The following is a 21930-nucleotide window of genomic DNA, read 5'->3' on the forward strand; positions in this document are numbered from 1 at the left end:
AAAGCTGTGGAACTTTTTTGTTGGATTTGAACGCCTAGGTTATCGGCCTTTTTGGCGAACCGCGCAAAGCAGCCAGTAAACCGCGCATAGCCAGGAAAATCGTCATCAGTTAAATCTACATCGCCATTACAGCGAGGCGTAATGGCTTTGGAGTGTGCTATGATAGGGTTAACGATGATTTTAGGGGGCGTATACGGTGAAAAAAGTAGCACTTATTTCTGGAAGTTTACGACAAGCATCTTATAATACAGCATTGCTCCATTATATCCAAGAAACATACGAGCATGAGCTGAACATGGAGTTTGTAGACATCTCGGCATTCCCCTTGTTCAATGAAGATCTCGAACAGACACCGCCCGACTGTGTCATCATTGCGAGGCAGCAATTGCGGGATAGTGACGGCATCATCATCGCAACACCAGAGTATAATCATTCCGTGCCGGGCACTTTGAAAAATGCCATCGATTGGTTTTCAAGGGAAGGCAGGGCTATGAAAAAGAAACCTGTTCTTATTCTGGGCTGTTCGACGGGACAAGTCGGGACGGCCCGCTCACAAAGTCATTTGCGACAAATTTTAAATGCGCCGGGCGTTCAGGCACTGCCTTTGCCAAGCAATGAAATACTTGTTGCCGTGGCGCAAACGAAATTCGATGAGAATGGGAAATTACTCGATGACAAAACTGCAAAATTTATAGAGGGAAGGCTGAAGCGATTTGTGAAGTGGATCGATGATTCAGCCGTTTGGAGGGACAGTTGACAATGCAAGCGCAAGAGAAACCACATATTTTATTAATCGACGGGATGGCTTTGTTATTCCGTTCGTTTTTTGCAACATCTGCAATGGGACATTATTTTCCAAATGCAGCAGGAACACCGACGAATGGGGTGCAAGGATTCGCGCGTCATACGTTGACGGCGACATCGATTTTCAAGCCATCTCATTTGGCGGTTTGTTGGGATATGAGTGCACATACATTTCGCAATGAGCTTTTCGACGGTTACAAGGCGAATCGTCCAGAACCTGCACCAGAGCTTATGCCACAATTTGATATGGCGAGAAGTGTTTCCGAATTAATCGGATGGAAAAACTATGGCATTCGTGGGATGGAAGCGGATGATGTCATCGGATCGATGGTGGCGACGTGGGATGGTAAAGCGGATATTACAATCGTTACAGGTGATAAAGACTTACTGCAATTGCTTAGACCAGGTGTCCGTATTGCGTTTATGAAAAAAGGCTATAACGTTTATGATATTTATACATATGAACGGTTTGTAGAGGAGTATGGCATTTCACCGAAGCAGTTTATCGACAAAAAAGCATTTACGGGTGATACGAGCGATGGTTATCCAGGTGTCAAAGGTATCGGGCCGAAAACTGCATTGAAACTCATCAAAGAGTACGGTTCAGTAGAAGGCGTCATCGAGGCATTGGACGAACTAACACCCGCGATGCGCAAGAAAATTGAAACGGATTTAGAGATGCTGCACCTATCAAGAAAGCTAGCGGAAATCCACTGTGAGCTAGATATGAGTGATGCAATTGATGCGTTGGCGTTACCTATTTATGATGAAGAGAAAAGAGAAAGCATTGAACGTGAAGGCTATTCGATGATTGTCAGACAGGCAGACTCCCTATTTAGGTCATAAAAAAATCTCTCTACGGTTAATCTGTAGAGAGATTTTTTGGTTCAATTTTCACAAAAGACAGCACAGGCTTATTCCGTTTATAGGAAACCTGTCGCACTTGGCTTGGACGGTTTCGCCCGCCGTTATCATGAATGATAAGCATCACGTCATTATCTGTTTCTTCATAGCCAATAACAGGTACCCAGTGGTAATCAAAGGCATAGTGACCACGCCAGCGAAAAGTAAACCACTTGTCGAACTTTGCGGCAACGGCATATCCTCGATCGATTTGTCGTTTGACTTCTTCTACTGTGCAATCTGCAACCGTCCAGCCAGCGCCTAAGAGGTTGCGCAAATTTCCAATGAGCCGCCTTTTGCTGAGCCCGATTCTAGTACTGCCGAGCATTGTATACAATTTGTTTGCATCATAAGGGCAAACTTCTGGTGCAAATTGATCTAGAATGACACGGGCAGTCACAGGACCACATGCCGAAGGACGAAATTTTTCGTAGATGTCTTCAGCATATTGTGACTTTCCGTTGATATTCAATTGTTTTTTCATTGTATTCACCGCCAATTGCTTAGTATATCCTGTATTAATTTGAATAAAGTGATTGGCCATTGGCATTAAACAGAGCGGTTAATGCAGTTTTAAAGTTGACATAGGTTTCAATTTCAACATGAATGTTTGCTTGGACAATTTCCCGAACGAGCTGTGGATTAAAGCCGACGAAAATCGGGCGAATCCCCATCAATTTCAGGGCTGTATTCAGTTGACTGATTTCAGTTGTAAAGTCGTTGAAATCGAGTTGTGTGAGGTCCTTACTAGCAACACCTGTAAAATCAAAAGCAGCACAATTCATATCCCGATGGTCGGCGAAATAGTCGAGAACGCGTGTGCGAATGGATGTAAGACGCCCGAGACTTACAGGACCAGAAATAGGTATAAGAACTGTGTCGTCGATAAGGGAGGGAATGATGGGGGCTGAGAGTTCATGAATGACGAGCTCATAGTAGGCAATTTTCTTGTGTAGTCGGTTTAATTCTTTTTCGTAATCCATCTTGACCACCTCGTTACTGTTTTCTCAATTATATAACAGTTGGAAAAAAGTTGCTCTATAAAATGAAGAAACGGATAGACCGAGGTCTATCCGCTTAGGCATGCACTTATTGTTCTACGCTATCTAGGAACTCTGTTACTTGCTCAGGTGATTTTGCGTTTGCGCTATGCAAATGCGCTTTCTTCTCACCGTTTTGGAAAATGAGCAAGCTTGGAATACCCATAACATCGTATTTTTCAGCGATTTCTGGTAGCACGTCGCGATTGATGTCATACCATGTATACATATCATATTTCTCGATAATCGGGTCGATGAACATGTCCATACGTGTACAGTCAGGGCACCATCCTGCTTGGAATTTAATAAGTGCTTTGGAATCGCTTGCAATGATTTCGTTGAATTGTTCAGCTGTTGTAATTGGTTTCATAATTTTTGTCCCTCCTTCATATGGTCAGTGTACAATGTTTTTAATAAAGTCGGGTAGCAAAATGCTTGAATACGAGGATTGATTATTTTAAAATAATTTTTAGATTTAAATATTGCGAAAACTATGATTATGTTTTACACTAAGAGTTATAGAAATCGTTTCTATTTTTTTTGCTTATAAAATGAATGAGCATTCATTCAAATGGAAAAGGGAGGCTTCACACGTGGCTTATCAAATTAAAAAAGCGGCTGTTTTAGGAGCAGGTGTCATGGGATCAGGCATTGCAGCCCATCTCGCAAATATCGGAATTCCGGTCCTACTCTTGGATATCGTCCCGAACAAGTTGACGGAAGAGGAAGAGGCGAAAGGACTTACATTAGCGCATCACCAAGTGCGTAATAAAATTGCAGCAGGCGCTTTACAGAAACTGCTGAAACAAAAACCAGCACCATTGGCAACGAAAGGGAATCTATCCTTGATAGAAGCGGGGAACTTCGAGGACGATTTAGATAAACTACAGGACGTTGACTGGGTTATTGAAGTCATCGTTGAAAACCTTGAAGTGAAAAAAGGGCTATATGAAAAAATTGACGTGGTTCGTAAACCCGGCACAATCATTAGCTCCAACACATCGGGCATTAGTATAGAAGCAATGGCAGAGGGGCGTTCGGAAGATTTCCAAAAACATTTCCTCGGCACACATTTTTTCAATCCACCACGCTATTTGAAACTATTGGAAGTGATTCCAGCGAGTACGACTGCACCCGAAGTAGTCGACTTCATGACGCACTTTGGTGAAGACCAACTGGGGAAAGGCGTTGTCATCGCGAAAGATACACCGAACTTTATCGCGAATCGAATCGGTACGTATGGCCTGCTGATTACGTTACGCGAGATGGAGAAACGCGGCTATTCGATTGGAGAAATTGATTCGGTAACGGGCACATTGATTGGCCGTCCGACATCCGCAACATTCCGTACATTGGACGTTGTCGGTTTGGATACGTTTATGCATGTTGCGAAAAACGTCTATGACAAAACCGAAGGCGAAGAGCAGCAAGTATTTGCACTGCCGCCATTTATGAAAAAGATGGTCGATAATGGTTGGATTGGTGCAAAAGCGAAGCAAGGCTTCTATGTGAAAAAAGGGAAAGACATTCTTGAACTTGACCCAGAAACGTTTGAATATGGTCCCGTCAAGAAATTGAAAACGCCTTCAATGGAAATGGCGAAGCAACAAAAAGGACTAGCTAACAAAGTGAAAACACTTGTCTATGCGGATGATCGAACAGGTGAAATTCTTTGGAGTATACTCGCACCTACGCTTTTATATTCCGCAGAATTGAACGGTAAAATTGCCGATGACATTGTGGCCATCGACAATGCCATGAAATGGGGTTTTGGTTGGCAGCAAGGACCGTTTGAAATTTGGGACGCAATTGGCGTTGCAAAATCTATGGATAAGATGAAGGAAGAGGGAGTAACTGTGCCTGCCTTCGTTCAAAGTCTACTCGACAAAGGCTATGAAACCTTCTATAGAGAACAAGACGGAGATCTGTATTTCTTCGATGGAGAAGACTACTCGCTTGTTCCGGTCAATGATAAAGCTATTGATTTGAAACGCTATAAGAAGAAGCATGGCGTCATTAAAAAGAATTCTGGTGCTAGTTTAATTGACCTAGGAGATGGTGTTGCACTGCTTGAATTCCATTCACAGTCGAATGCGATAGGACTCGATATTATACAAATGATCAATTTCGCGGTGGATGAAGTTGAGAGAAATTACAAAGGGCTTGTCATTGGCAACCAAGGTAAGAATTTCTGTGTCGGTGCTAACCTCGGCATGATTTTAATGGAAGCACAAGATGATAATATTTTTGAACTGGAGTATGTGATTCGGTCGTTCCAAAATGCGATGATGAAAATCAAGTATTCTACGAAGCCTGTTGTAGCGGCACCATTTGGGATGACGCTCGGTGGTGGGGCAGAAGTTTGCTTGCCAGCAGCGCATATTCAAGCATCGATGGAAACGTATATTGGGCTTGTGGAAGCAGGCGTTGGGTTAATTCCAGGTGGTGGCGGTAACGTCAATCTCTATGCGAAACATCTTAAAGGGTTGCCGAAAGGTGTTCAAGTAGACTACCAATTCGTGGCGAATAAAGTATTTGAATCGATTGCAATGGCGAAGGTGTCTACTTCTGGCGAAGAAGCGCGTGATAACAACTTCCTCGACTTTGCAGATGGTATTAGTGCTAACGCAGATCACTTAATTTACGATGCAAAGCAAGCGGCACTTGCTTTATACGAGACAGGCTATAAAGCACCGAAGCGTGAAAAACTGCCTGTTACAGGTGACTCAGGCTATGCGACGATGCTGCTTGGGGCAGAGGGCATGTTCCTTTCAGGCTTTATTAGTGAACATGATTTGAAAATCGCGAAGAAGCTAGCGTTTGTGTTAGCAGGCGGCAAAGTACCATACGGCACACTCGTCGATGAACAATATTTGCTTGACCTTGAACGTGAAGCGTTCCTGAGCCTAGTGGCGGAACCGAAATCACAACAACGGATGCAGCATATGCTTGTAAAAGGGAAACCATTGCGCAACTGATCAATAAATAGCCAAAATAAGCGTTTGAAAAGCAGACGGAGAAGAGCGGGAGAACGCTTTTTAGGACTTTTTGAACGGTCGATATAGAGGAGGAAAATTCAATGCGTGAAGCAGTGATTGTAGCCGGTGCACGGACGCCGGTCGGGAAAGCGGGCAGAGGTTCCCTTGTAACAGTACGACCAGATGATTTAGGGGCGTTGACGATTAAAGAAACATTGAAACGTGCAGGCGGCTATGATGGGCCAATTGATGATGTAATTATCGGTTGTGCGATGCCTGAGGCGGAACAGGGGATGAACGTGGCGCGGAATATAGGGGCGCTTGCAGGTCTTCCAGATACAACGCCTGCCATTACAGTCAATCGCTTTTGTTCTTCGGGCCTTCAGTCCATTGCGTATGCAGCAGAGCGCATTATGATTGGTCACTCGCAAGCGATTATTGCTGGTGGGGTCGAGTCAATGAGTATGGTGCCGATGATGGGCAATACGATTCGACCGAACGCTTACTTAGCAGAAACAGCGCCACAGTATTATATGGGCATGGGGCATACTGCGGAGCAAGTTGCCGTAAAGTATGGCGTTAGCCGTGAAGACCAAGATGCGTTTGCGGTACGATCACACGAGAAAGCAGCGGCGGCAATTGCGGCTGGGAACTTTAAAGAGGAAATTGTTCCTGTGGACGTTGTCAAAGGCTTTGTAGATGCGAATGGTAAATACGCTGAAAAGAAATTTACGTTTGAAATGGATGAAGGGGTTCGTCACGGAACAAGCGTCGAAGGATTAGCTAAATTGCGTCCGGCGTTTTCAGTGACGGGGTCGGTTACAGCAGGAAACGCGTCCCAGACATCAGACGGGGCTGGCTCTGTACTCGTCATGGATCGTGAAGTGGCAGAAGCACAAGGCTTGAAGCCGATTGCCAAATTCCGTGCATTCGCAGTAGGCGGTGTACCCCCTGAAGTGATGGGTATTGGCCCGATTGAAGCCATTCCAAAGGCACTTAAAATTGCAGGACTATCGATTGAGGATATTGATGTGTGGGAGTTAAATGAAGCATTTGCTTCACAATCCTTACAAGTTATTCGTCACTTAGGGCTCGATATGGACAAAGTGAACTTCAATGGTGGTGCCATCGCACTCGGACACCCACTTGGCGCGACAGGTACGATTTTAACGATTCGTATGATGAGTGAACTCAAACGTCAAGGCAAGCAATTCGGCGTCGTGACGATGTGTATCGGCGGCGGAATGGGCGCAGCGGGTGTGTTCGAGTTACTTTAATTGAAGTATAGATAAGTTGAATAAATGAATATAGCGAAGGTAGTGGATTCAACGGCATTCTTTATTCCAACTTATAGAGTTTACTTTAACAATCCAAAGGAGGAAATTACAATGACTGAATTGAAAACAGCGGATCTTATTAAAGGTGGAGCTTTCCTAGTTGAAGAAATGGCGGCGTCACGGGTATTTACGCCTGAGGACTTTTCTGACGAGCAAAAAATGATTGCGAAAACGACAGAGGATTACGTGAAGAACGAAGTAACACCAGTCGTTGACAATCTTGAAAATCATGAGTTTGAGCATTCCGTACGACTGTTGAAATCAGCTGGAAATCTCGGGTTGTTAGGGGCTGACGTTCCAGAAGAATATGATGGTTTAGGTCTCGATAAAATTTCATCAGCATTGATTGCAGAGAAAATGTCTGTTGCAGGCGGCTTCTCCATTACACACGGTGCACACGTTGGAATTGGAACGTTGCCAATCGTTCTTTTCGGGAATCATGAGCAAAAGAAAAAGTATTTGCCGAACTCCGTAACGGGCGACAAAATTTCTGCATACGCACTGACAGAGCCGGGTTCAGGTTCAGATGCACTCGGTGCAAAAACAACTGCGAAGCTTAATGAGGCGGGGACGCATTACGTCTTAAACGGTGAAAAACAATGGATTACAAATGCAGGCTTTGCAGATGTCTTCGTTGTCTACGCGAAAATCGATGGCGAAAAATTCACGGCATTTATCGTCGAAAAAGAATTCCCAGGTGTTTCTGTAGGTGCAGAAGAAAAAAAGATGGGTATTAAATCATCTTCCACACGAACGCTGATTTTGGAAGATGCACAAGTGCCAGTAGAAAATCTACTAGGTGAAATTGGCCGTGGGCATGTGATTGCCTTTAACATTTTGAACATTGGTCGCTACAAACTAGGGGTAGGTACAATCGGTGGTTCGAAGCGTGCACTTGAATTAGCGATCTCGTATGCCAATCAACGTCAGCAGTTCAAAACACCAATTTCATCCTTTAATTTAACGAAACAAAAGCTAGCGACAATGGCGTCGAAATTATATGCAACGGAGAGCTTAATTTACCGTACAGTGGGCTACTTCGAGGAGCGTCAAAGCCAATTGAGCCCTGAAGAACAAAAAGACGGCAAAGCGATTGCAGCGGCAATTGCGGAGTACGCAATCGAATGTTCCATCAATAAAGTCGTTGGTTCAGAAGTATTGGATTACATCGTTGACGAAGCGGTTCAGCTTCACGGTGGTTATGGCTTTATGCAAGAGTACGAAGTGGAGCGTCTATACCGTGACTCCCGCATCAACCGTATTTTTGAAGGAACAAATGAAATTAACCGCCTAATTGTACCGGGTACATTCCTGAAAAAAGCGATGAAGGGTGAATTACCACTTTTACAGCAAGCCCAAGCATTGCAAGAAGAACTACTTATGATGATGCCAGAGGACATCGGTGACGAAGCATTGGCACAAGAGAAAGTACTTGTGAAAAATGCGAAGAAAATTGGACTTCTCGCAGCAGGCCTCGCAGCACAACGTTTCGGCACAAAACTGGAAGCCGAACAGGAAGTGCTCGTCAACATTGCTGACATTGCGAATAATATCTTTGCGATGGAATCTGCATTGTTGCGTACGGAAAAAGCGATTGCGCGCAACGGAGAAGACAAAGAGCAACAGAAGATTCTTTACACAGAAATTTTCTGTCAAGAAGCGTTTGAAGCGATTGAGAAGGATGCCAAAGAAACACTTCTTGCAGCTGTGGACGGCGACAATCAGCGCATGATGTTGTCAGCACTACGCAAATTGACACGCTCAAATCCTTATAACATCATCTTGAAAAAACGTGAAGCTTCCGTGAAACTCATCGACGCCGAAAAGTACATCGTCTAATATAGTTTCCCTAGTGTCAGTTGTTGACTTGATTTGCAAACTGCAAATTGTGACAGCAACTGACACTATTTTGTGTTTTATTTGCTATACTGAAGGTATTGGAGGTGTTGGAAAAATGGAACTTACTTATTATGGCTACCCGAAATGCGGGACATGTCGAAAAGCGAAAAAATGGCTTGAAACGAACGGCTTGGCGTTTCAAGAAGTCAATATAGCAGAGGCTCCACCTTCAAAGGAAGAGCTTGAACAAATCATTGCTACATCAGGCTTGGAGTTGAAGAAGTTTTTCAATGTCAGTGGGATGAAATATAGAGAATTGAATTTGAAAGACAAGCTGCCTACGATGACGGATGACGAGAAAGTGAGCTTGCTAGCATCGGACGGCATGTTGATTAAAAGACCGATTGTTTACGGAGAAGGTAAAGTGACTGTTGGCTTTAAGGAAGAGGATTTCGACAACATCTGGACAAACTGACAACAGACCTTGTCTTTCGTCGGGAAATATGCCAAAATTGAATGGAATGAAACTATTGATTTGGAGGGGTATGGAATGAGCACACCAAAAGACTTGCGTTATTCTGAAGAACACGAATGGGTGAAAGATGAAAGCGGTAACTACCGTATTGGAATTACACACTTCGCACAATCTGAACTTGGCGATATTGTTTTCGTTGAACTACCAGCAGTTGGTGACGAAATCAAAGCAGACGAGCCTTTCGGAAGCGTTGAATCTGTTAAAACTGTATCAGAACTTTATGCACCAATCAGCGGTAAAGTTCTTGAAGTGAACGCAGAGTTAGAAGATAACCCTGAATTCGTTAACGAATCTCCATACGAAAATGCATGGATGATTGTTGTTGAACCTTCAAATGCATCTGAACTAGATGCACTTATGACTGCTGAAGCGTATGACAAAATGACAATCGGAGAATAATCTGATATAAGCGCCGGTAGCTTGCCGGCGCTTTTGTATCTCCACTTATATAAAGCAAGGGAGGAAATCCGTTGTCGGATGAAAGAGTGATTATTGTCGAGGGACGTGCAGACAAGACGCGGCTTATGCGAATATTGGCAGAGCCTGTCGACATCATTTGTACGAATGGAACAATCAGTCCTTATCGACTTGAAGAACTACTTACACCCTATGAGGAACGTGAATTAGTAGTTTTTGTCGATGCCGATGAATCAGGCGAAAAAATCCGTGCTTTAGTCAAAAGAGAGTACCCTACCGCAACCCATTTGTATACAGAAAAGGTATACCATCAAGTGGAAACAACCCCTTACAAAGTGCTCGCCACGATTTTACAACAAGTGAATTTCAACATTCGCCCCGAATTTTTACGATAAAGGAAGTAGTCGCAATGGAAACATGGACACGTGAACAATGGGAAAGCACGTTACAGCAATCGGCTGCTGCAGTGTATTATTTATATACACCTATGTGTGGAACATGCGCTGTCGCCTCAAAAATGATGGATGTGATTTCGGTCATGCGACCTGACATGCCGATCGGCAAAGCGGATCTCAACTATGTGCAGGAGCTTGCAGTGCGTTATGAAATTGAAAGTGTACCTTGTCTGTTAATTCAAAAGGATGGTCGTATACAGGAGAAAATTTATGCGTTCCAATCTGTGCCTTATCTACTTGAGAGAATCGATTGACAGTTTGAATAGCCTCATGATACAATACATTTTAACATTATAATTAAATAAGTTACTCTTATTAAGAGAGGTGGAGGGATAGTGCCCTATGAAGCCCGGCAACCGTCACGTAAGTGAAATGGTGCCAAGTCACACAAAGCGTATGCTTTGAAAGATGAGAGAATGGAACAACGTCCTAAATTTAAACGTTAAACCTTTCTGCCCGTCTGCAGGAAGGTTTTTTATATTGAGAAAGCTCAAGCGTCTGGCCGTTGGAGCTGGACATTGAGAAGAGCAGGATTGGCCTGCTTGCTAAGAAGTAGCTAATTTTTAAGAGGTGAGCAAAATGATTCAGTTAACGGATATCAACAAAAGGTTTGGAACGGGTCCTTCTAGCATATCCGCGGTAGAAGGCGTTACTCTTGAAATTGCCGAAGGTGAAATTTTTGGAATTATTGGCTATAGTGGAGCAGGAAAAAGTACATTGATTCGCCTGCTGAATGGTCTCGAAACGCCAACGTCCGGGAAAGTAACCATTGGTAAGCGAGAAATATCGGCGATCAAAGGGAAAGAATTGCGGGAAGCGCGCCAAAAAGTAAGTATGATTTTCCAACATTTTAACTTGCTTTGGTCACGTACGGTGAAAGACAATATTACATTCCCACTTGAAATCGCGGGCGTTAAAAAAGCGGAGCGTGAGCGTAAAGCGGTAGAACTTATCGAACTTGTCGGTTTAAAAGGTCGTGAAAATGCGTACCCGTCTGAATTATCGGGGGGGCAGAAGCAACGTGTTGGCATTGCGCGTGCACTGGCGAATGACCCAGAAGTATTGCTTTGTGATGAAGCGACATCTGCACTTGACCCTGAAACGACAGAATCGATTTTGGATTTGCTGACAGGCATTAACGAACGGCTTGGATTAACGATTGTGCTCATCACGCATGAGATGCATGTCATTCGGAAAATTTGTCATCGAGTGGCCGTCATGGAGGCGGGGAAGGTTGTTGAAATGGGAGATGTGTTGCAAGTATTCCAATCACCGCAGGCGCCGATTACGAAGCGCTTTGTGTCGCAAGTGACGGAATCTTCGGAAGTGAAGCAAGCCGTGACACATATTAAGGAAGAAATCTCTGCTGGCACACTCATCAAACTTGTTTTTGTTGGTGAACGGACAGAACAACCTGTGCTTGCGAGTCTCATTCGAAAGTATTCGCTCGATGTCAACATTGTACAGGGCAATATCTCGCATACACGCGGTGGCGCATACGGCACGCTGATCCTACAACTTGTAGGGGATGACAGTGAAATCCAAGAAGCGATTCGCTATTTGCATACACAAGACGTTCAGACGGAGGTGATTGGCAATGATTGAGAACCTCTTTCCGAATGTTGATTGGATGATAATGTGGGAAGCGACAGTGGAAACACTTTATATGACGGCGATTGCGACTTTATTCACCTTTGTTATTGGGCTAGCCTTAGGTATACTATTGTTCCTTTCAAGTCCAGATCAATTATGGGCGAATCGGCTAACGTATACCATTACAGGCGCCATTGTAAATGTATTTAGGTCCATTCCATTTATCATATTAATTATTCTACTGATTCCGTTTACAAAATTCTTAATTGGCACAATTCGTGGACCAGAAGCAGCGTTGCCAGCCTTGATTATTGGAGCGGCACCGTTTTACGGAAGAATGGTATTAATAGCCTTACAAGAAATTGATAAAGGTGTTATTGAAGCTGCTAAGTCGATGGGGGCAAAGACAAGAACAATTATATTCAAAGTTCTTCTGCCAGAGTCGATGCCAGCGCTTATTTCTGGAATTACAGTGACAGCTATTGCACTTGTTGGTTATACCGCTATGGCGGGGATTATCGGTGCGGGTGGTCTTGGGACACTTGCTTATATGGAGGGCTTCCAACGTAGCCGAGAAGATGTCACGTTAGTAGCTACGATCCTTATACTAATTATTGTTTTTGCCATTCAAATCATCGGAGATTTTGTGGTGAAGAGATCGGATAAGCGATAAATAGATAATGGGCACAACAGGCACTGCCTGATTTTAAATAATTATAGAAGAAAAGGGGAGTCAATAAAATGAAGAAGTTATTAACGGGTATTTTATTAGCGGTACTTGTACTTGCACTAGCTGCATGCGGTACAAAAGATGAAGGTAAAAAAGACAGTCAGACAAGCGGCGATGGCAAGGGAGATACAGGCAGTGAAGTAACGGAATTGAAGATTGGTGCTTCAAATACACCACATGCAATCATTCTTGAAAAAGTAAAACCATTGTTGAAAGAAAAAGGCGTAGAACTTAAAATTGAAAAATACCAGGATTATATATTGCCGAACCAAGACCTTGAGTCTGGAGAAATCGATGCGAACTATTTCCAACACATTCCTTATCTTGAAACACAAATGGCAGATCATGGCTACAAATTTGTCAATGCAGGCGAAATCCATATAGAGCCAATTGGTATCTATTCAAAAGAATATAAATCACTTGAAGAGCTTCCAGAGGGTGCACTGGTCTTGATTAGTAATTCAGTAGCTGATCATGGGCGCGTACTTGGGTTGCTTGAAGCGAAAGGGCTTATCAAGCTAGCTGAGGGCATTGATAAAACGAAAGCTGAAGTAAAAGATATTGTTGAGAATCCAAAAAATCTACAATTTGATGCGAAAAATGATCCGGCAATTTTGCCACAGTTTTTCAATCAAGGTGAAGGTGATATAGTTCTCATTAACACGAACTTCGCAATCGATGCAGGTTTAAACCCACTTGAAGATGCAATCGAAATGGAAGATTCGGCGGAATCACCGTACTTGAATATCATCGCTGTACGTGAAGGCGATGAAAATAACGCTGAAATTAAAGCGTTGGTTGAAGTATTGAAATCACAAGAAATCCAAGATTATATCCTTGAAGAATGGAATGGCGAAATCGTGCCAGTTAAATAAATGGAGTGGAAGCCTCATCGATCATTAATGGTCGATGGGCTTCTTTTTTTGTGGAGAGGAATTTGTAGGCGCGCAATGACTTTGTTGAACCGCGCAAAGCCGCCGTCGGAGCGCGCAATGTCGTTGGCGAACCGCGCAAAGTAGCCGTCGAAGCGCGCAATGTCGTTGGCGAACCGCGCAAAGTAGCCGTCGAAGCGCGCAATGTCGTTGGCGAACCGCGCAAAGTAGCCGTCGAAGCGCGCAATGTCGTTGGCGAACCGCGCAAAGTAGCCGTCGAAGCGCGCAATGTCGTTGGCGAACCGCGCAAAGTAGCCGTCGAAGCGCGCAATGTCGTTGGCGAACCGCGCAAAGTAGCCGTCGGAGCGCGCAATGTCGTTGGCGAACCGCGCAAAGTAGCTGTCGAAGCACGCAATGTCGTTGGCGAACCGCGCAAAGTAGCCGTCGAAGCGCGCAATGTCGTTGGCGAAGCGCGCAAAATAGCCGTCGAAGCGCGCAAAGTAGCTGTCGAAGCACGCAAAGTTTCCATCAAACCGCGCATATCATATCGTTTTCCCTCCATGGACATAGTCCCTCCTAGCGAAGGAACGATTTTATATTTTAATAACATAATATTTAATGAATTACGTCTATTACAAATGTGCGCGCAGAGTGGAAAAAGGGGTTCACATCGCTAAAATGTTGTGGTATTGTATTATTAACTTATAAAAACAAATGTTCATTTGAGGAGGACATATACATGAAGCTCAAAATAGGTCTGATCTGGCGTATTGTCATTGCGATTGGACTAGCAGTCGGACTGGGAGTACTTATTCCGAAAATTAGTGAAGGATTTGCAGAATGGTTTGTTGGCCTAGCAGCCACGTTCAATATGATTTTCGGTGGCTTCTTAAACTTTATCGTTCCACTGATCATTATTGGTTTTATCGCACCAGGGATTGCGAAGCTTGGAAAGGGATCGGGTAAATTACTTGGTCTTGCGACAGCTTTTGCTTATATCTCAACAATCGCAGCGGGGATTCTCGCATTCTTCGTCGCATCGACAGTATTGCCTGGATTGATCAGCAGTGTTGGGGATGGCAATATTGAAAAAACAGGAAGAGCAGCTGTTGGTGCATTCTTCGAACTTGAAATGACACCAATTATGGGTGTCATGTCGGCACTACTTTTAGCTTTCGTCTTAGGAATTGGAATGGCTTCCATCGGTAGTAAATCTATGGTTGCGGTTTTCGATGAGTTCAATGTGCTCATTGAAAAAGTGATTTCGTTCGTCATTATTCCATTACTACCATTCCACATTTTCGGGATCTTCCTGAACATGACATATAGCGGCGAGGTTGCGAAAGTGCTATCTGTCTTCGCAATGGTATTCGTTATGATCATCATCCTGCATCTTGTGATGTTGACGCTGCAATACACAGTTGCAGGTACACTGTCGAAGAAAAACCCGTTCAGTTTGATGAAAACAATGTCACCTGCGTACTTCACAGCACTTGGGACACAATCATCTGCTGCAACAATTCCAATTACACTAAGACAGGCACGTCAAACAGGTGCTTCGGAGAAAGTAACAGATTTTACAGTTCCATTGTTCGCAACGATTCACTTATCGGGCAGTACGATTACACTTGTATCCTGTTCAATCGGTGTCATGCTGATGAATGGTATGCCAATTGAATTTGGTGCCTACTTACCGTTCATCTTCATGCTTGGTGTAACGATGATTGCGGCGCCAGGCGTTCCAGGTGGAGCGGTAATGGCAGCGGTTGGATTACTAGGCACAATGCTTGGTTTCGACGAAGCAATGGTCGCGCTGATGATTGCTTTATACATGGCGCAAGATAGCTTCGGAACAGCAACAAACGTTACAGGTGACGGTGCACTTGCTATCATGGTGGATCGATTCACGAAAAAAGAAGTCTAAGAAAAGCGCAAGCGCCTAGGCGCTGAAGTCTAGACACTATAAAGTTAAAGCATAAATATAGTAGAAAAGCCGGCACATTACGTGTCGGTTTTTTTAGTTCTTATATGGGAAAGAATCTAGAATACCATTAGGGTAATAGCACTTCACATCAATTATTTTGATGTTAAAATAGTAATTGCTATTGGGAGAGACCCTCCTGTATAATGATTGGATATGTACGGTAGTCATTCTTTATTAGGGGATGCGTTTAAATTTGTGAGACTGAAAATTCTGTTTTGGGAGGTCTTTACATTGGAAAACGATGTTAGCATGATTGTTGGTGTAGATAAAGCGAATCCTACAAAGGAAAAGGATTGCGTCAAGACACGCTGGTCACAAAAAATCAATCGCTTTTATGTACTTTGTATCTATGACCAAGCTGGGAAACTCGACGACCACATGTACAAAAATAAAATTTGGGGAAAACATGCACATGAAGTGCCAACGACGATTTCGGTGTTTAGTGAACCGGGTAATTCTAGCACGTTTATTATTTGGGATACGACTTACCAACAAAGTGAGGCATTATTTTCCAAGCTACGCTTAGAGGCGAGGAATGAACTAATCCTGAGGATTGCAACGAATTTGGTTGCGTATTTGATAAAAGAATATGAAACGAATGTGAAAACAGCTACTACCGATCATCCTGACTTAAAAGACCCGCATTTTATCGAGCAATTAATACAAAAATTTGATGCATTTTTGAAGACAAATACATTTTTAATGAATCATGCAGTTTGGGAAGAGTTTTGTCATTGGTTTGAAACGCATTTAACAGAGTGGATTTTAGAAGATATGGAAGAAGTGGTTGGTTATGAGCAGATGGAAAAATTGTCCGAGAACGAACTAAATGATTTGTTTTTCACATATCTGACAGAAAACTCTTCTCGCAATCCAGAATTTCTTTCGAGATTTACGAAAATTGTGAATGTCTATACGCAAGATTGGATTAATCGTCTTATTTCATCGATGAATACAACTTTTTTCTCTCCAGAAAAAATCAGAGAACTGCTAGGTATTCCAGACGAAGCGTCAGCAGTTACGAAGAAAGACATTACATTTACGTTAATCGATCAGGGGAACGTGCTTGTGATGAGCAACGCGCCTTATCAGTCAGTAAGAGAAGTGTTATCTAAAAAAAGTTTTCAAAGAGAAGAAGCGATTCCATGGCCGACAGCTCGGATTCACAAAGGCAGTATCGAAGGGATTGTCCAAATGAAACCAAATGGCGTGACGAAGCAGAAGGCAACGAATGATGTGCTCATTCAAGAGGCATGGGCACAAGCCAAAGCATTGTCAGAAGTAGTCGTAGATGTCTATGACGGGCTGTGTAGTTTTTTCTTGTCAACAGCCCGGTATCATAAAGATACGGTTGAGATTTACGTAGATGATTTATTAGCGATTCGCGGGTTAAAGCCGAAACTTGGTGGAAGTGGTCGAAGAGGAGGCTATGAAACGAATCAACGTGAACAAATTTTGAAAGCGCTATCAATTATACAGGATTTATGGATTGATTTAGATAAGGCGATGATTTATGAGAAGGGGAGGCCTGTGCAACTTCAGCTTCAAGGGCGTGCCTTTATCTTTAAGGATCACAAAAATCGGGAGATATGCATTGATGAGCAGCTGTTAGAGAGAAAATTGCTGTTTACTGTTGACGAGGTGTTTGCGAAATACTTGTATGGTTCAGGGAGGCAAGTGGCACTCTTGCCGATTCAAGCTTTGCACTATAATCCTTATCGAGAAGCATGGGAAAAGAAACTCACTCGTTATTTTAGTTGGAGATGGCGAACACAAGCGAGGAGAGGCGATTATTCGCAACCCCATAAAATTAGCACGCTGCTGGAAGCGACGGGTGAGCAACTAAATGAGCGTACGCCATCACGGACTAGGGATCGATTGGAACAAGCATTTGATACATTGCTAAGAGATGGCGTCATCGCTTCTTGGCAGTATGAAAAATGGGATGAATCGATAGCGAGTAGCAAAGGATGGGCACGCATATGGGAAAATACGATGGTGCTTATTGAACCGCCCGAAGTTATAGCGGAGCAGTATCTGTCAATCGGCAAAAATCGTAAAGTTCAAAATGAGGCAAATGCTAAAGCCGAGCCATCAGTCGGAAAACTCAATCCAGAGGAGATTACTGAACAACTACGAGATCGACGAAAAAACATGAATTTGTCGCTCAGCGAGCTGGCAGAAGAACTCGAAATATCGGCGTCCTATTTAAGTAATATTGAAAGGAAAATTAAAGTCCCTTCACCCAAAATACAAGTACGGATGATGAACTGGTTACAGCGATAAGTGAGTAGCTAGATTATGTTGAACTAAAGAATCCAATCAGCTGAAGAGTGTGAAAATCATAAGTTCAATTTACAGTTCTGTTAATTAGCCAAGAAATAACTAAATTATACACTAGGTACCCACTCTGTATACAGTTGAATTCAAATCGCTTTGGATTGAATTACTGCTATACCGTTATCGAAGTATTTCTATGTGTAGGGATGCGACTTTGTCTCATCCCTACACATTTTTTTTGATAATCGTATGGCGGTTATTCATCCGTCGCGCTTCAAAATCTCAAGTAGATAAAGTGAAAATGCTTTTGGGGAAGAAAGAATGGCTGACTCTTTACGTAGAGTGGCGGCCAAAGATACAATTTTGGCCGCTAAAGTCTTTGTAATGGTCTTTTCTATTATTATTATTATTATTATTGAGGAAAGTATTCGCTACTCTACTGGACTTTCTATATGAAGAATCCTAAGCCTTGCTACAAGTAAAGAGGGAACGCATTGTTCAATGGACAAGAGTGCCCGAAATTGTATCTTCGGGCACTACACTCCTTAAAGAAAGTCCTCTATTCTTATCTTCACAAGCAACCGCATTTTTTACTTAACGATTGGAGGGGCGCGACAGGTACTGATTCGCAACAGCATACTTGCCCTTCGAGCAGGAGGAATTGATTCCCCTCTTAAAGCTGTCGTGAATCATGTGCCGAAAGCGGATCGGAAATTGTTCAGTGAAGGTGGAAAGCATTTCGCATCGTTTTTATGTAAATCAATTTATATATTAAGAAAAAGAATCGTACATGTTCCCCGCTTTACCTCACGCTATTCTGCATGAGGTTTTTTTGTTGGAAAATCGGACGCTTATCTAAGGCGTTTGTCGTGGCTATCGTGTACAAATGTCGGGTTGTCATTGAATGCAAAATATTTAGTTAATTGAAAAGTCCATTGGTAGGCGGGCGTTTGATAGGTGTTTCTTTTAATTTTACACACTAACAATTAAATTAATTTAATAAAAGAATAATTCTGATTAATAAAAGAGGGTGATATATGATAGCTACTAAGATACAGCATTGAAATTTGCAAGAAAGTGGAGGGATGAAAGGTGACTGTTCAACAAGAAAATTATGTAGCACTTGAACCATTATTTAATCCTAAATCTGTAGCAATCTTAGGAGCTTCCGAAAACAAAAATAAGCTGGGTTATTTACAAGTAAAAGCTCTATTGGACGGCGGATTTGCAGGGGATATTTATCCGATCAATCCACGGTCTGAAAAAATTGAAGGACTGCTCTGTTATCCTTCGCTTGCTGAAGTGAAAACAACCATTGACTTAGCGATTTTTTGTTTGAGTGCAGATCGAGTGAAGCAAGGTTTGCTAGAATGTGCGGAAAACGGCATTAAAGCAGCTGTCGTATTTGCTTCTGGTTTTTCCGAAACCGGGGAGGAAGGGTTGAAAGAACAACAACTGATTAGCGACCTTGCGAAAGAGCATGGCATTCGAATCATTGGACCGAATTGTGTGGGCTTAGTGAATACGACGAATGGGTTAGTTGCGACGTTTTCGCCAGGTCTGACGAATGTTCCGCTAAACGATAAAAGAGAAGTTGGATTTGTCACGCAGAGCGGTGCTTTCGGCGTGTTGACCTATATTGCAGCGGCGCAAAAAGGGCTCAGTTTTAACTACTTCGTCAGTGTAGGAAACGAAATGGAAACGGAGTTTTCCGATGTTGTGGAATACATGGTGCATGATCCGAAAACCAAAGTTATTAGCGGCTATTTAGAAGGGGCGAAAAATCCTCAGAAATTGCGACAATTGGCAAAAGAGGCACTTGCTAAAAATAAGCCCATGGTCATTATGAAAACGGGTCGTAGTGCAGCAGGAAGCAGAGCAGCGGCTTCGCACACGGGTTCATTAGCAGGGTCCGATCAAATCTATGATGCATTTTTTAAACAAACAGGTATTGTCAGGGCCAATGATTTTGAAGATATTATTGCTTTCAGCAAACTGTTCCAAACGGGCAAAATACCAAAGGGAAGGAATACGGTTATCGTCACGAGTTCAGGTGGTCGAGGCATCAACGAGGCAGATCGCTGTGAATCGTATGGATTGAACATTCATCCGTTAAGTTTCACGGTGAAGAAGGCCATTGAAAAAAACATCCCTTCTTTTGCAAGCGCTTCCAACCCTGTTGACTTAACAGCAGCGGCGGCCGTTACAAATCCAGAGTTATTTTTGGAGCCGTTACGTGTACTTGTAGACGACCCAGATACAGATATTATTATCTTCTCGGAATTCCCGATGCACTGGACGTATGATGAGCCGCTCATTAAGGAATTCATTGACATCTGTAAGAACACGGACAAATTCATTCTCATTACAACGTTCCAGTTAGAGGGGATGTCCATTCCAAAATCGACGCCTGAATTAGTCGCCAATGGTATACCGGTTATCACGGGAGATTTGAATCCAATTCGGGCACTTGCCAAATTTGTTGAATATGGAGAACGATACGAACAGCAAAAACAGAAAAACGATGTAGGGATTCAGCCGCAGCAAGCGAAAAAAGATATTACACCGCTTGTCCAGTATAAGACGACATTGAGTGAGGCGGAAGCTAGCGAAGTGTTGGCGTTGTACGACATTCCGACTACACAACGAATGGTTGCAACGACAGCGCAGGAAGCCGTTCAGCATGCCAATAGTATGGGCTATCCAGTCGCTTTAAAAATTGACTCGCCTGATATTCCGCATAAAACAGAGGCCAATGCGATTAAACTCAATGTGAAAAATGACCAGGAAGTTATGGATGCCTTTGATGAGATTGACCGCAATGCGCGGGCATATGATGCGAATGCCGTCATTAATGGTGTTTCTATACAAGAAATGTTACCGGCAGGCGTTGAAGTGATTGTTGGGGTAACCAATGATCCAGGTTTCGGACCGGTGATTATGTTTGGGTTAGGCGGCATCTTTGTGGAAGTTTTCCGAGATATCTCGTTTAGAGTTGCACCGTTAACGAGAGATGATGCACTGGAGATGATTGAGGAGATTAAGGGCTACGCCATTTTGAAGGGGGCTCGCGGGAAAGCGGCGGTCGATATTGAAGCGATTGTCGATGTACTGCTAAAAGTGTCAGCCCTCGTTACGGATCATGGGGATCACATTGACGAATTGGATATCAATCCACTGATTGTTTATGAAGATGGGATTAAAGCTGCAGATGCCATGCTCGTGGTTCGCGAGACAGAAGTTCAAGCATCTGTGGGAGTAGGGGGATGACGATATGGACTTAGACAAAAGTATGATTGGCTTAACCGGAGAGGTTTATGTCTTTGAGACGGAAAAAAGGCATATCCGACAATTTGCGGAGGCGATTGGAGATGCTAACCCACTTTATGTTGACGAAGCACACGCCGCGAATACGCCGTATGGCAAACTGATTGCCCCACCAACGTTTCCAATTGCAATCGGAGCGGAGGGGGGCGGTATCCCAATTGAACTTGATGCCCGCCGCATGTTGCACGGGGAACAGGAGTTTATTTATCACCGTGCAATTAGTCCGGGAGATCGTTTGTATTGTCAGATGAAAGTAGCGGATATCTATGAACGTGAAGGCAAAAGCGGGGTTATGCAGTTTTTAGTCTTGGATACGTACATGAAAGATGAACATGGTGAAATGGTGGCAGTTAGTCGAACGAATATCATTTATCGACCGTTGTCGAAAAAGGAGGGCCAGTGAATGGGGTTAGCGTATGAGGAGTTGACGGAAGGCCAACAGCTAGAATCGTTGGTCAAAGAACCTGTGACGAAAGTGCAGCTCGTGAAATATGCAGGAGCATCAGGTGATTTGAACCCACTGCATACGGACGATGCCTTTGCCCAAAGTATTGGTATGGATGGCGTTATTGCACATGGCATGTTGGTGATGGGGTTCCTTGGTGAGTATGTTATGGAGCTTGCAGGAACGACTGCTGTTCCTGCAAAGTTTGGCATGCGTTTCGGAGCGATGACGAAACCAGGCGATCAAATTACATGTTCAGCAACAGTGGAGAAAATGTATGAGGAAGCTGAAGGACGCTATGTCAGTTTAGCGCTAACAGCGGAAAAACAACCTGGTGAGGTCGTTGGTTCTGGTAGTGCTACATTGCGTTTTCACGAATAGTAAAGAGATG

21 protein-coding genes and 1 riboswitch are annotated in these 21930 nt (G+C 43.4%); of the genes, 17 read left to right on the forward strand and 4 right to left on the reverse strand.

What is annotated here, in order from left to right:
- Window positions 1-196 precede the first annotated feature (196 nt).
- Window positions 197-757, forward strand: coding sequence for an NADPH-dependent FMN reductase (locus tag MKY34_RS08565; protein WP_342514764.1), 561 nt, complete (start codon window positions 197-199; stop codon window positions 755-757).
- A 2-nt stretch (window positions 758-759) separates the two neighbouring features.
- Window positions 760-1650, forward strand: a complete 891-nt coding sequence (locus MKY34_RS08570) for a 5'-3' exonuclease H3TH domain-containing protein (protein WP_342515220.1) — start codon at window positions 760-762, stop codon at window positions 1648-1650.
- Window positions 1651-1666: 16 nt separating this feature from the next.
- On the opposite strand, the gene MKY34_RS08575 is transcribed toward MKY34_RS08570, so the two are convergent.
- The 3 genes from MKY34_RS08575 to MKY34_RS08585 form a co-directional block, all read right to left on the reverse strand.
- On the reverse strand, window positions 1667-2200 hold the full coding sequence (locus tag MKY34_RS08575) for a hypothetical protein (RefSeq protein WP_342515221.1): 534 nt from the start codon (window positions 2198-2200) through the stop codon (window positions 1667-1669).
- 25 nt (window positions 2201-2225) lie between these two features.
- Window positions 2226-2690 carry an STAS domain-containing protein gene (locus MKY34_RS08580; protein WP_342514765.1) on the reverse strand — a complete coding sequence of 155 codons (465 nt, stop codon included), beginning with the start codon at window positions 2688-2690 and terminating at the stop codon, window positions 2226-2228.
- Between the two features lie 106 nt (window positions 2691-2796).
- Window positions 2797-3117: a thioredoxin family protein gene (locus tag MKY34_RS08585; protein ID WP_342514766.1), complete on the reverse strand. Its 321-nt coding sequence runs from the start codon at window positions 3115-3117 to the stop codon at window positions 2797-2799.
- Window positions 3118-3340: 223 nt separating this feature from the next.
- Between MKY34_RS08585 and MKY34_RS08590 the strand changes: the two genes are divergently transcribed.
- From MKY34_RS08590 to MKY34_RS08635, 10 genes are all read left to right on the forward strand, one after another.
- The gene (locus tag MKY34_RS08590; protein WP_342514767.1) at window positions 3341-5725 is read left to right on the forward strand and encodes a 3-hydroxyacyl-CoA dehydrogenase/enoyl-CoA hydratase family protein; all 2385 of its coding nucleotides are present in this window, start codon (window positions 3341-3343) and stop codon (window positions 5723-5725) included.
- A 101-nt stretch (window positions 5726-5826) separates the two neighbouring features.
- A complete protein-coding gene (locus MKY34_RS08595) occupies window positions 5827-7002 on the forward strand; it encodes an acetyl-CoA C-acetyltransferase (RefSeq protein ID WP_342514768.1) in 1176 nt (391 codons plus the stop codon).
- A 111-nt stretch (window positions 7003-7113) separates the two neighbouring features.
- The gene (locus tag MKY34_RS08600) at window positions 7114-8901 is read left to right on the forward strand and encodes an acyl-CoA dehydrogenase family protein (protein WP_342514769.1); all 1788 of its coding nucleotides are present in this window, start codon (window positions 7114-7116) and stop codon (window positions 8899-8901) included.
- Window positions 8902-9016: 115 nt separating this feature from the next.
- Window positions 9017-9376 carry an arsenate reductase family protein gene (locus MKY34_RS08605; protein ID WP_342514770.1) on the forward strand — a complete coding sequence of 120 codons (360 nt, stop codon included), beginning with the start codon at window positions 9017-9019 and terminating at the stop codon, window positions 9374-9376.
- Window positions 9377-9451: 75 nt separating this feature from the next.
- Window positions 9452-9835, forward strand: coding sequence for a glycine cleavage system protein GcvH (gcvH, locus tag MKY34_RS08610; RefSeq protein WP_342514771.1), 384 nt, complete (start codon window positions 9452-9454; stop codon window positions 9833-9835).
- Between the two features lie 71 nt (window positions 9836-9906).
- Window positions 9907-10248 carry a toprim domain-containing protein gene (locus tag MKY34_RS08615; RefSeq protein ID WP_342514772.1) on the forward strand — a complete coding sequence of 114 codons (342 nt, stop codon included), beginning with the start codon at window positions 9907-9909 and terminating at the stop codon, window positions 10246-10248.
- A gap of 14 nt (window positions 10249-10262) precedes the next feature.
- Window positions 10263-10562 carry a thioredoxin family protein gene (locus MKY34_RS08620; RefSeq protein ID WP_342514773.1) on the forward strand — a complete coding sequence of 100 codons (300 nt, stop codon included), beginning with the start codon at window positions 10263-10265 and terminating at the stop codon, window positions 10560-10562.
- Between the two features lie 55 nt (window positions 10563-10617).
- Window positions 10618-10723: riboswitch (SAM riboswitch) on the forward strand.
- Window positions 10724-10887: 164 nt separating this feature from the next.
- Entirely contained in the window at window positions 10888-11913 is a 1026-nt protein-coding gene (locus MKY34_RS08625) for a methionine ABC transporter ATP-binding protein (protein ID WP_342514774.1), read from the forward strand.
- A complete protein-coding gene (locus MKY34_RS08630) occupies window positions 11906-12574 on the forward strand; it encodes a methionine ABC transporter permease (RefSeq protein ID WP_342514775.1) in 669 nt (222 codons plus the stop codon). Before MKY34_RS08625 ends, MKY34_RS08630 begins: the two co-directional genes overlap by 8 nt.
- 68 nt (window positions 12575-12642) lie before the next feature.
- Entirely contained in the window at window positions 12643-13506 is an 864-nt protein-coding gene (locus MKY34_RS08635; protein ID WP_342514776.1) for a MetQ/NlpA family ABC transporter substrate-binding protein, read from the forward strand.
- Here MKY34_RS08635 and MKY34_RS08640 read toward each other — a convergent pair.
- Window positions 13499-14065: a hypothetical protein gene (locus MKY34_RS08640; protein WP_342514777.1), complete on the reverse strand. Its 567-nt coding sequence runs from the start codon at window positions 14063-14065 to the stop codon at window positions 13499-13501. The two genes, MKY34_RS08635 and MKY34_RS08640, sit on opposite strands and share 8 nt — an antisense overlap.
- 177 nt (window positions 14066-14242) lie before the next feature.
- Between MKY34_RS08640 and MKY34_RS08645 the strand changes: the two genes are divergently transcribed.
- The 5 genes from MKY34_RS08645 (at window position 14243) to MKY34_RS08665 (ending at window position 21920) form a co-directional block, all read left to right on the forward strand.
- Window positions 14243-15427 carry a dicarboxylate/amino acid:cation symporter gene (locus MKY34_RS08645; RefSeq protein ID WP_342514778.1) on the forward strand — a complete coding sequence of 395 codons (1185 nt, stop codon included), beginning with the start codon at window positions 14243-14245 and terminating at the stop codon, window positions 15425-15427.
- A 291-nt stretch (window positions 15428-15718) separates the two neighbouring features.
- A complete protein-coding gene (locus tag MKY34_RS08650; protein WP_342514779.1) occupies window positions 15719-17773 on the forward strand; it encodes a helix-turn-helix transcriptional regulator in 2055 nt (684 codons plus the stop codon).
- Between the two features lie 1086 nt (window positions 17774-18859).
- Entirely contained in the window at window positions 18860-21037 is a 2178-nt protein-coding gene (locus MKY34_RS08655) for an acetate--CoA ligase family protein (RefSeq protein WP_342514780.1), read from the forward strand.
- A 4-nt stretch (window positions 21038-21041) separates the two neighbouring features.
- Window positions 21042-21497, forward strand: coding sequence for a MaoC family dehydratase N-terminal domain-containing protein (locus MKY34_RS08660; RefSeq protein WP_342514781.1), 456 nt, complete (start codon window positions 21042-21044; stop codon window positions 21495-21497).
- A complete protein-coding gene (locus MKY34_RS08665) occupies window positions 21498-21920 on the forward strand; it encodes a MaoC/PaaZ C-terminal domain-containing protein (RefSeq protein WP_342514782.1) in 423 nt (140 codons plus the stop codon).
- Window positions 21921-21930 lie beyond the last annotated feature (10 nt).

This window comes from Sporosarcina sp. FSL K6-1522 (assembly GCF_038622445.1).
Taxonomy (GTDB): domain Bacteria; phylum Bacillota; class Bacilli; order Bacillales_A; family Planococcaceae; genus Sporosarcina.

Bases quoted from the DNA above. Each gene is read 5' to 3' on its own strand.
- MKY34_RS08630 (WP_342514775.1), top strand. From the start codon at position 11,906: ATGATTGAGAACCTCTTTCCGAATGTTGATTGGATGATAATGTGGGAA.
- MKY34_RS08640 (WP_342514777.1), bottom strand. From the start codon at position 14,065: ATGGAGGGAAAACGATATGATATGCGCGGTTTGATGGAAACTTTGCGT.
- MKY34_RS08580 (WP_342514765.1), bottom strand. From the start codon at position 2,690: ATGGATTACGAAAAAGAATTAAACCGACTACACAAGAAAATTGCCTAC.
- MKY34_RS08600 (WP_342514769.1), top strand. From the start codon at position 7,114: ATGACTGAATTGAAAACAGCGGATCTTATTAAAGGTGGAGCTTTCCTA.
- MKY34_RS08645 (WP_342514778.1), top strand. From the start codon at position 14,243: ATGAAGCTCAAAATAGGTCTGATCTGGCGTATTGTCATTGCGATTGGA.
- MKY34_RS08585 (WP_342514766.1), bottom strand. From the start codon at position 3,117: ATGAAACCAATTACAACAGCTGAACAATTCAACGAAATCATTGCAAGC.
- MKY34_RS08620 (WP_342514773.1), top strand. From the start codon at position 10,263: ATGGAAACATGGACACGTGAACAATGGGAAAGCACGTTACAGCAATCG.
- MKY34_RS08605 (WP_342514770.1), top strand. From the start codon at position 9,017: ATGGAACTTACTTATTATGGCTACCCGAAATGCGGGACATGTCGAAAA.
- MKY34_RS08635 (WP_342514776.1), top strand. From the start codon at position 12,643: ATGAAGAAGTTATTAACGGGTATTTTATTAGCGGTACTTGTACTTGCA.
- MKY34_RS08660 (WP_342514781.1), top strand. From the start codon at position 21,042: ATGGACTTAGACAAAAGTATGATTGGCTTAACCGGAGAGGTTTATGTC.
- MKY34_RS08595 (WP_342514768.1), top strand. From the start codon at position 5,827: ATGCGTGAAGCAGTGATTGTAGCCGGTGCACGGACGCCGGTCGGGAAA.
- MKY34_RS08665 (WP_342514782.1), top strand. From the start codon at position 21,498: ATGGGGTTAGCGTATGAGGAGTTGACGGAAGGCCAACAGCTAGAATCG.
- MKY34_RS08625 (WP_342514774.1), top strand. From the start codon at position 10,888: ATGATTCAGTTAACGGATATCAACAAAAGGTTTGGAACGGGTCCTTCT.
- MKY34_RS08570 (WP_342515220.1), top strand. From the start codon at position 760: ATGCAAGCGCAAGAGAAACCACATATTTTATTAATCGACGGGATGGCT.
- gcvH (WP_342514771.1), top strand. From the start codon at position 9,452: ATGAGCACACCAAAAGACTTGCGTTATTCTGAAGAACACGAATGGGTG.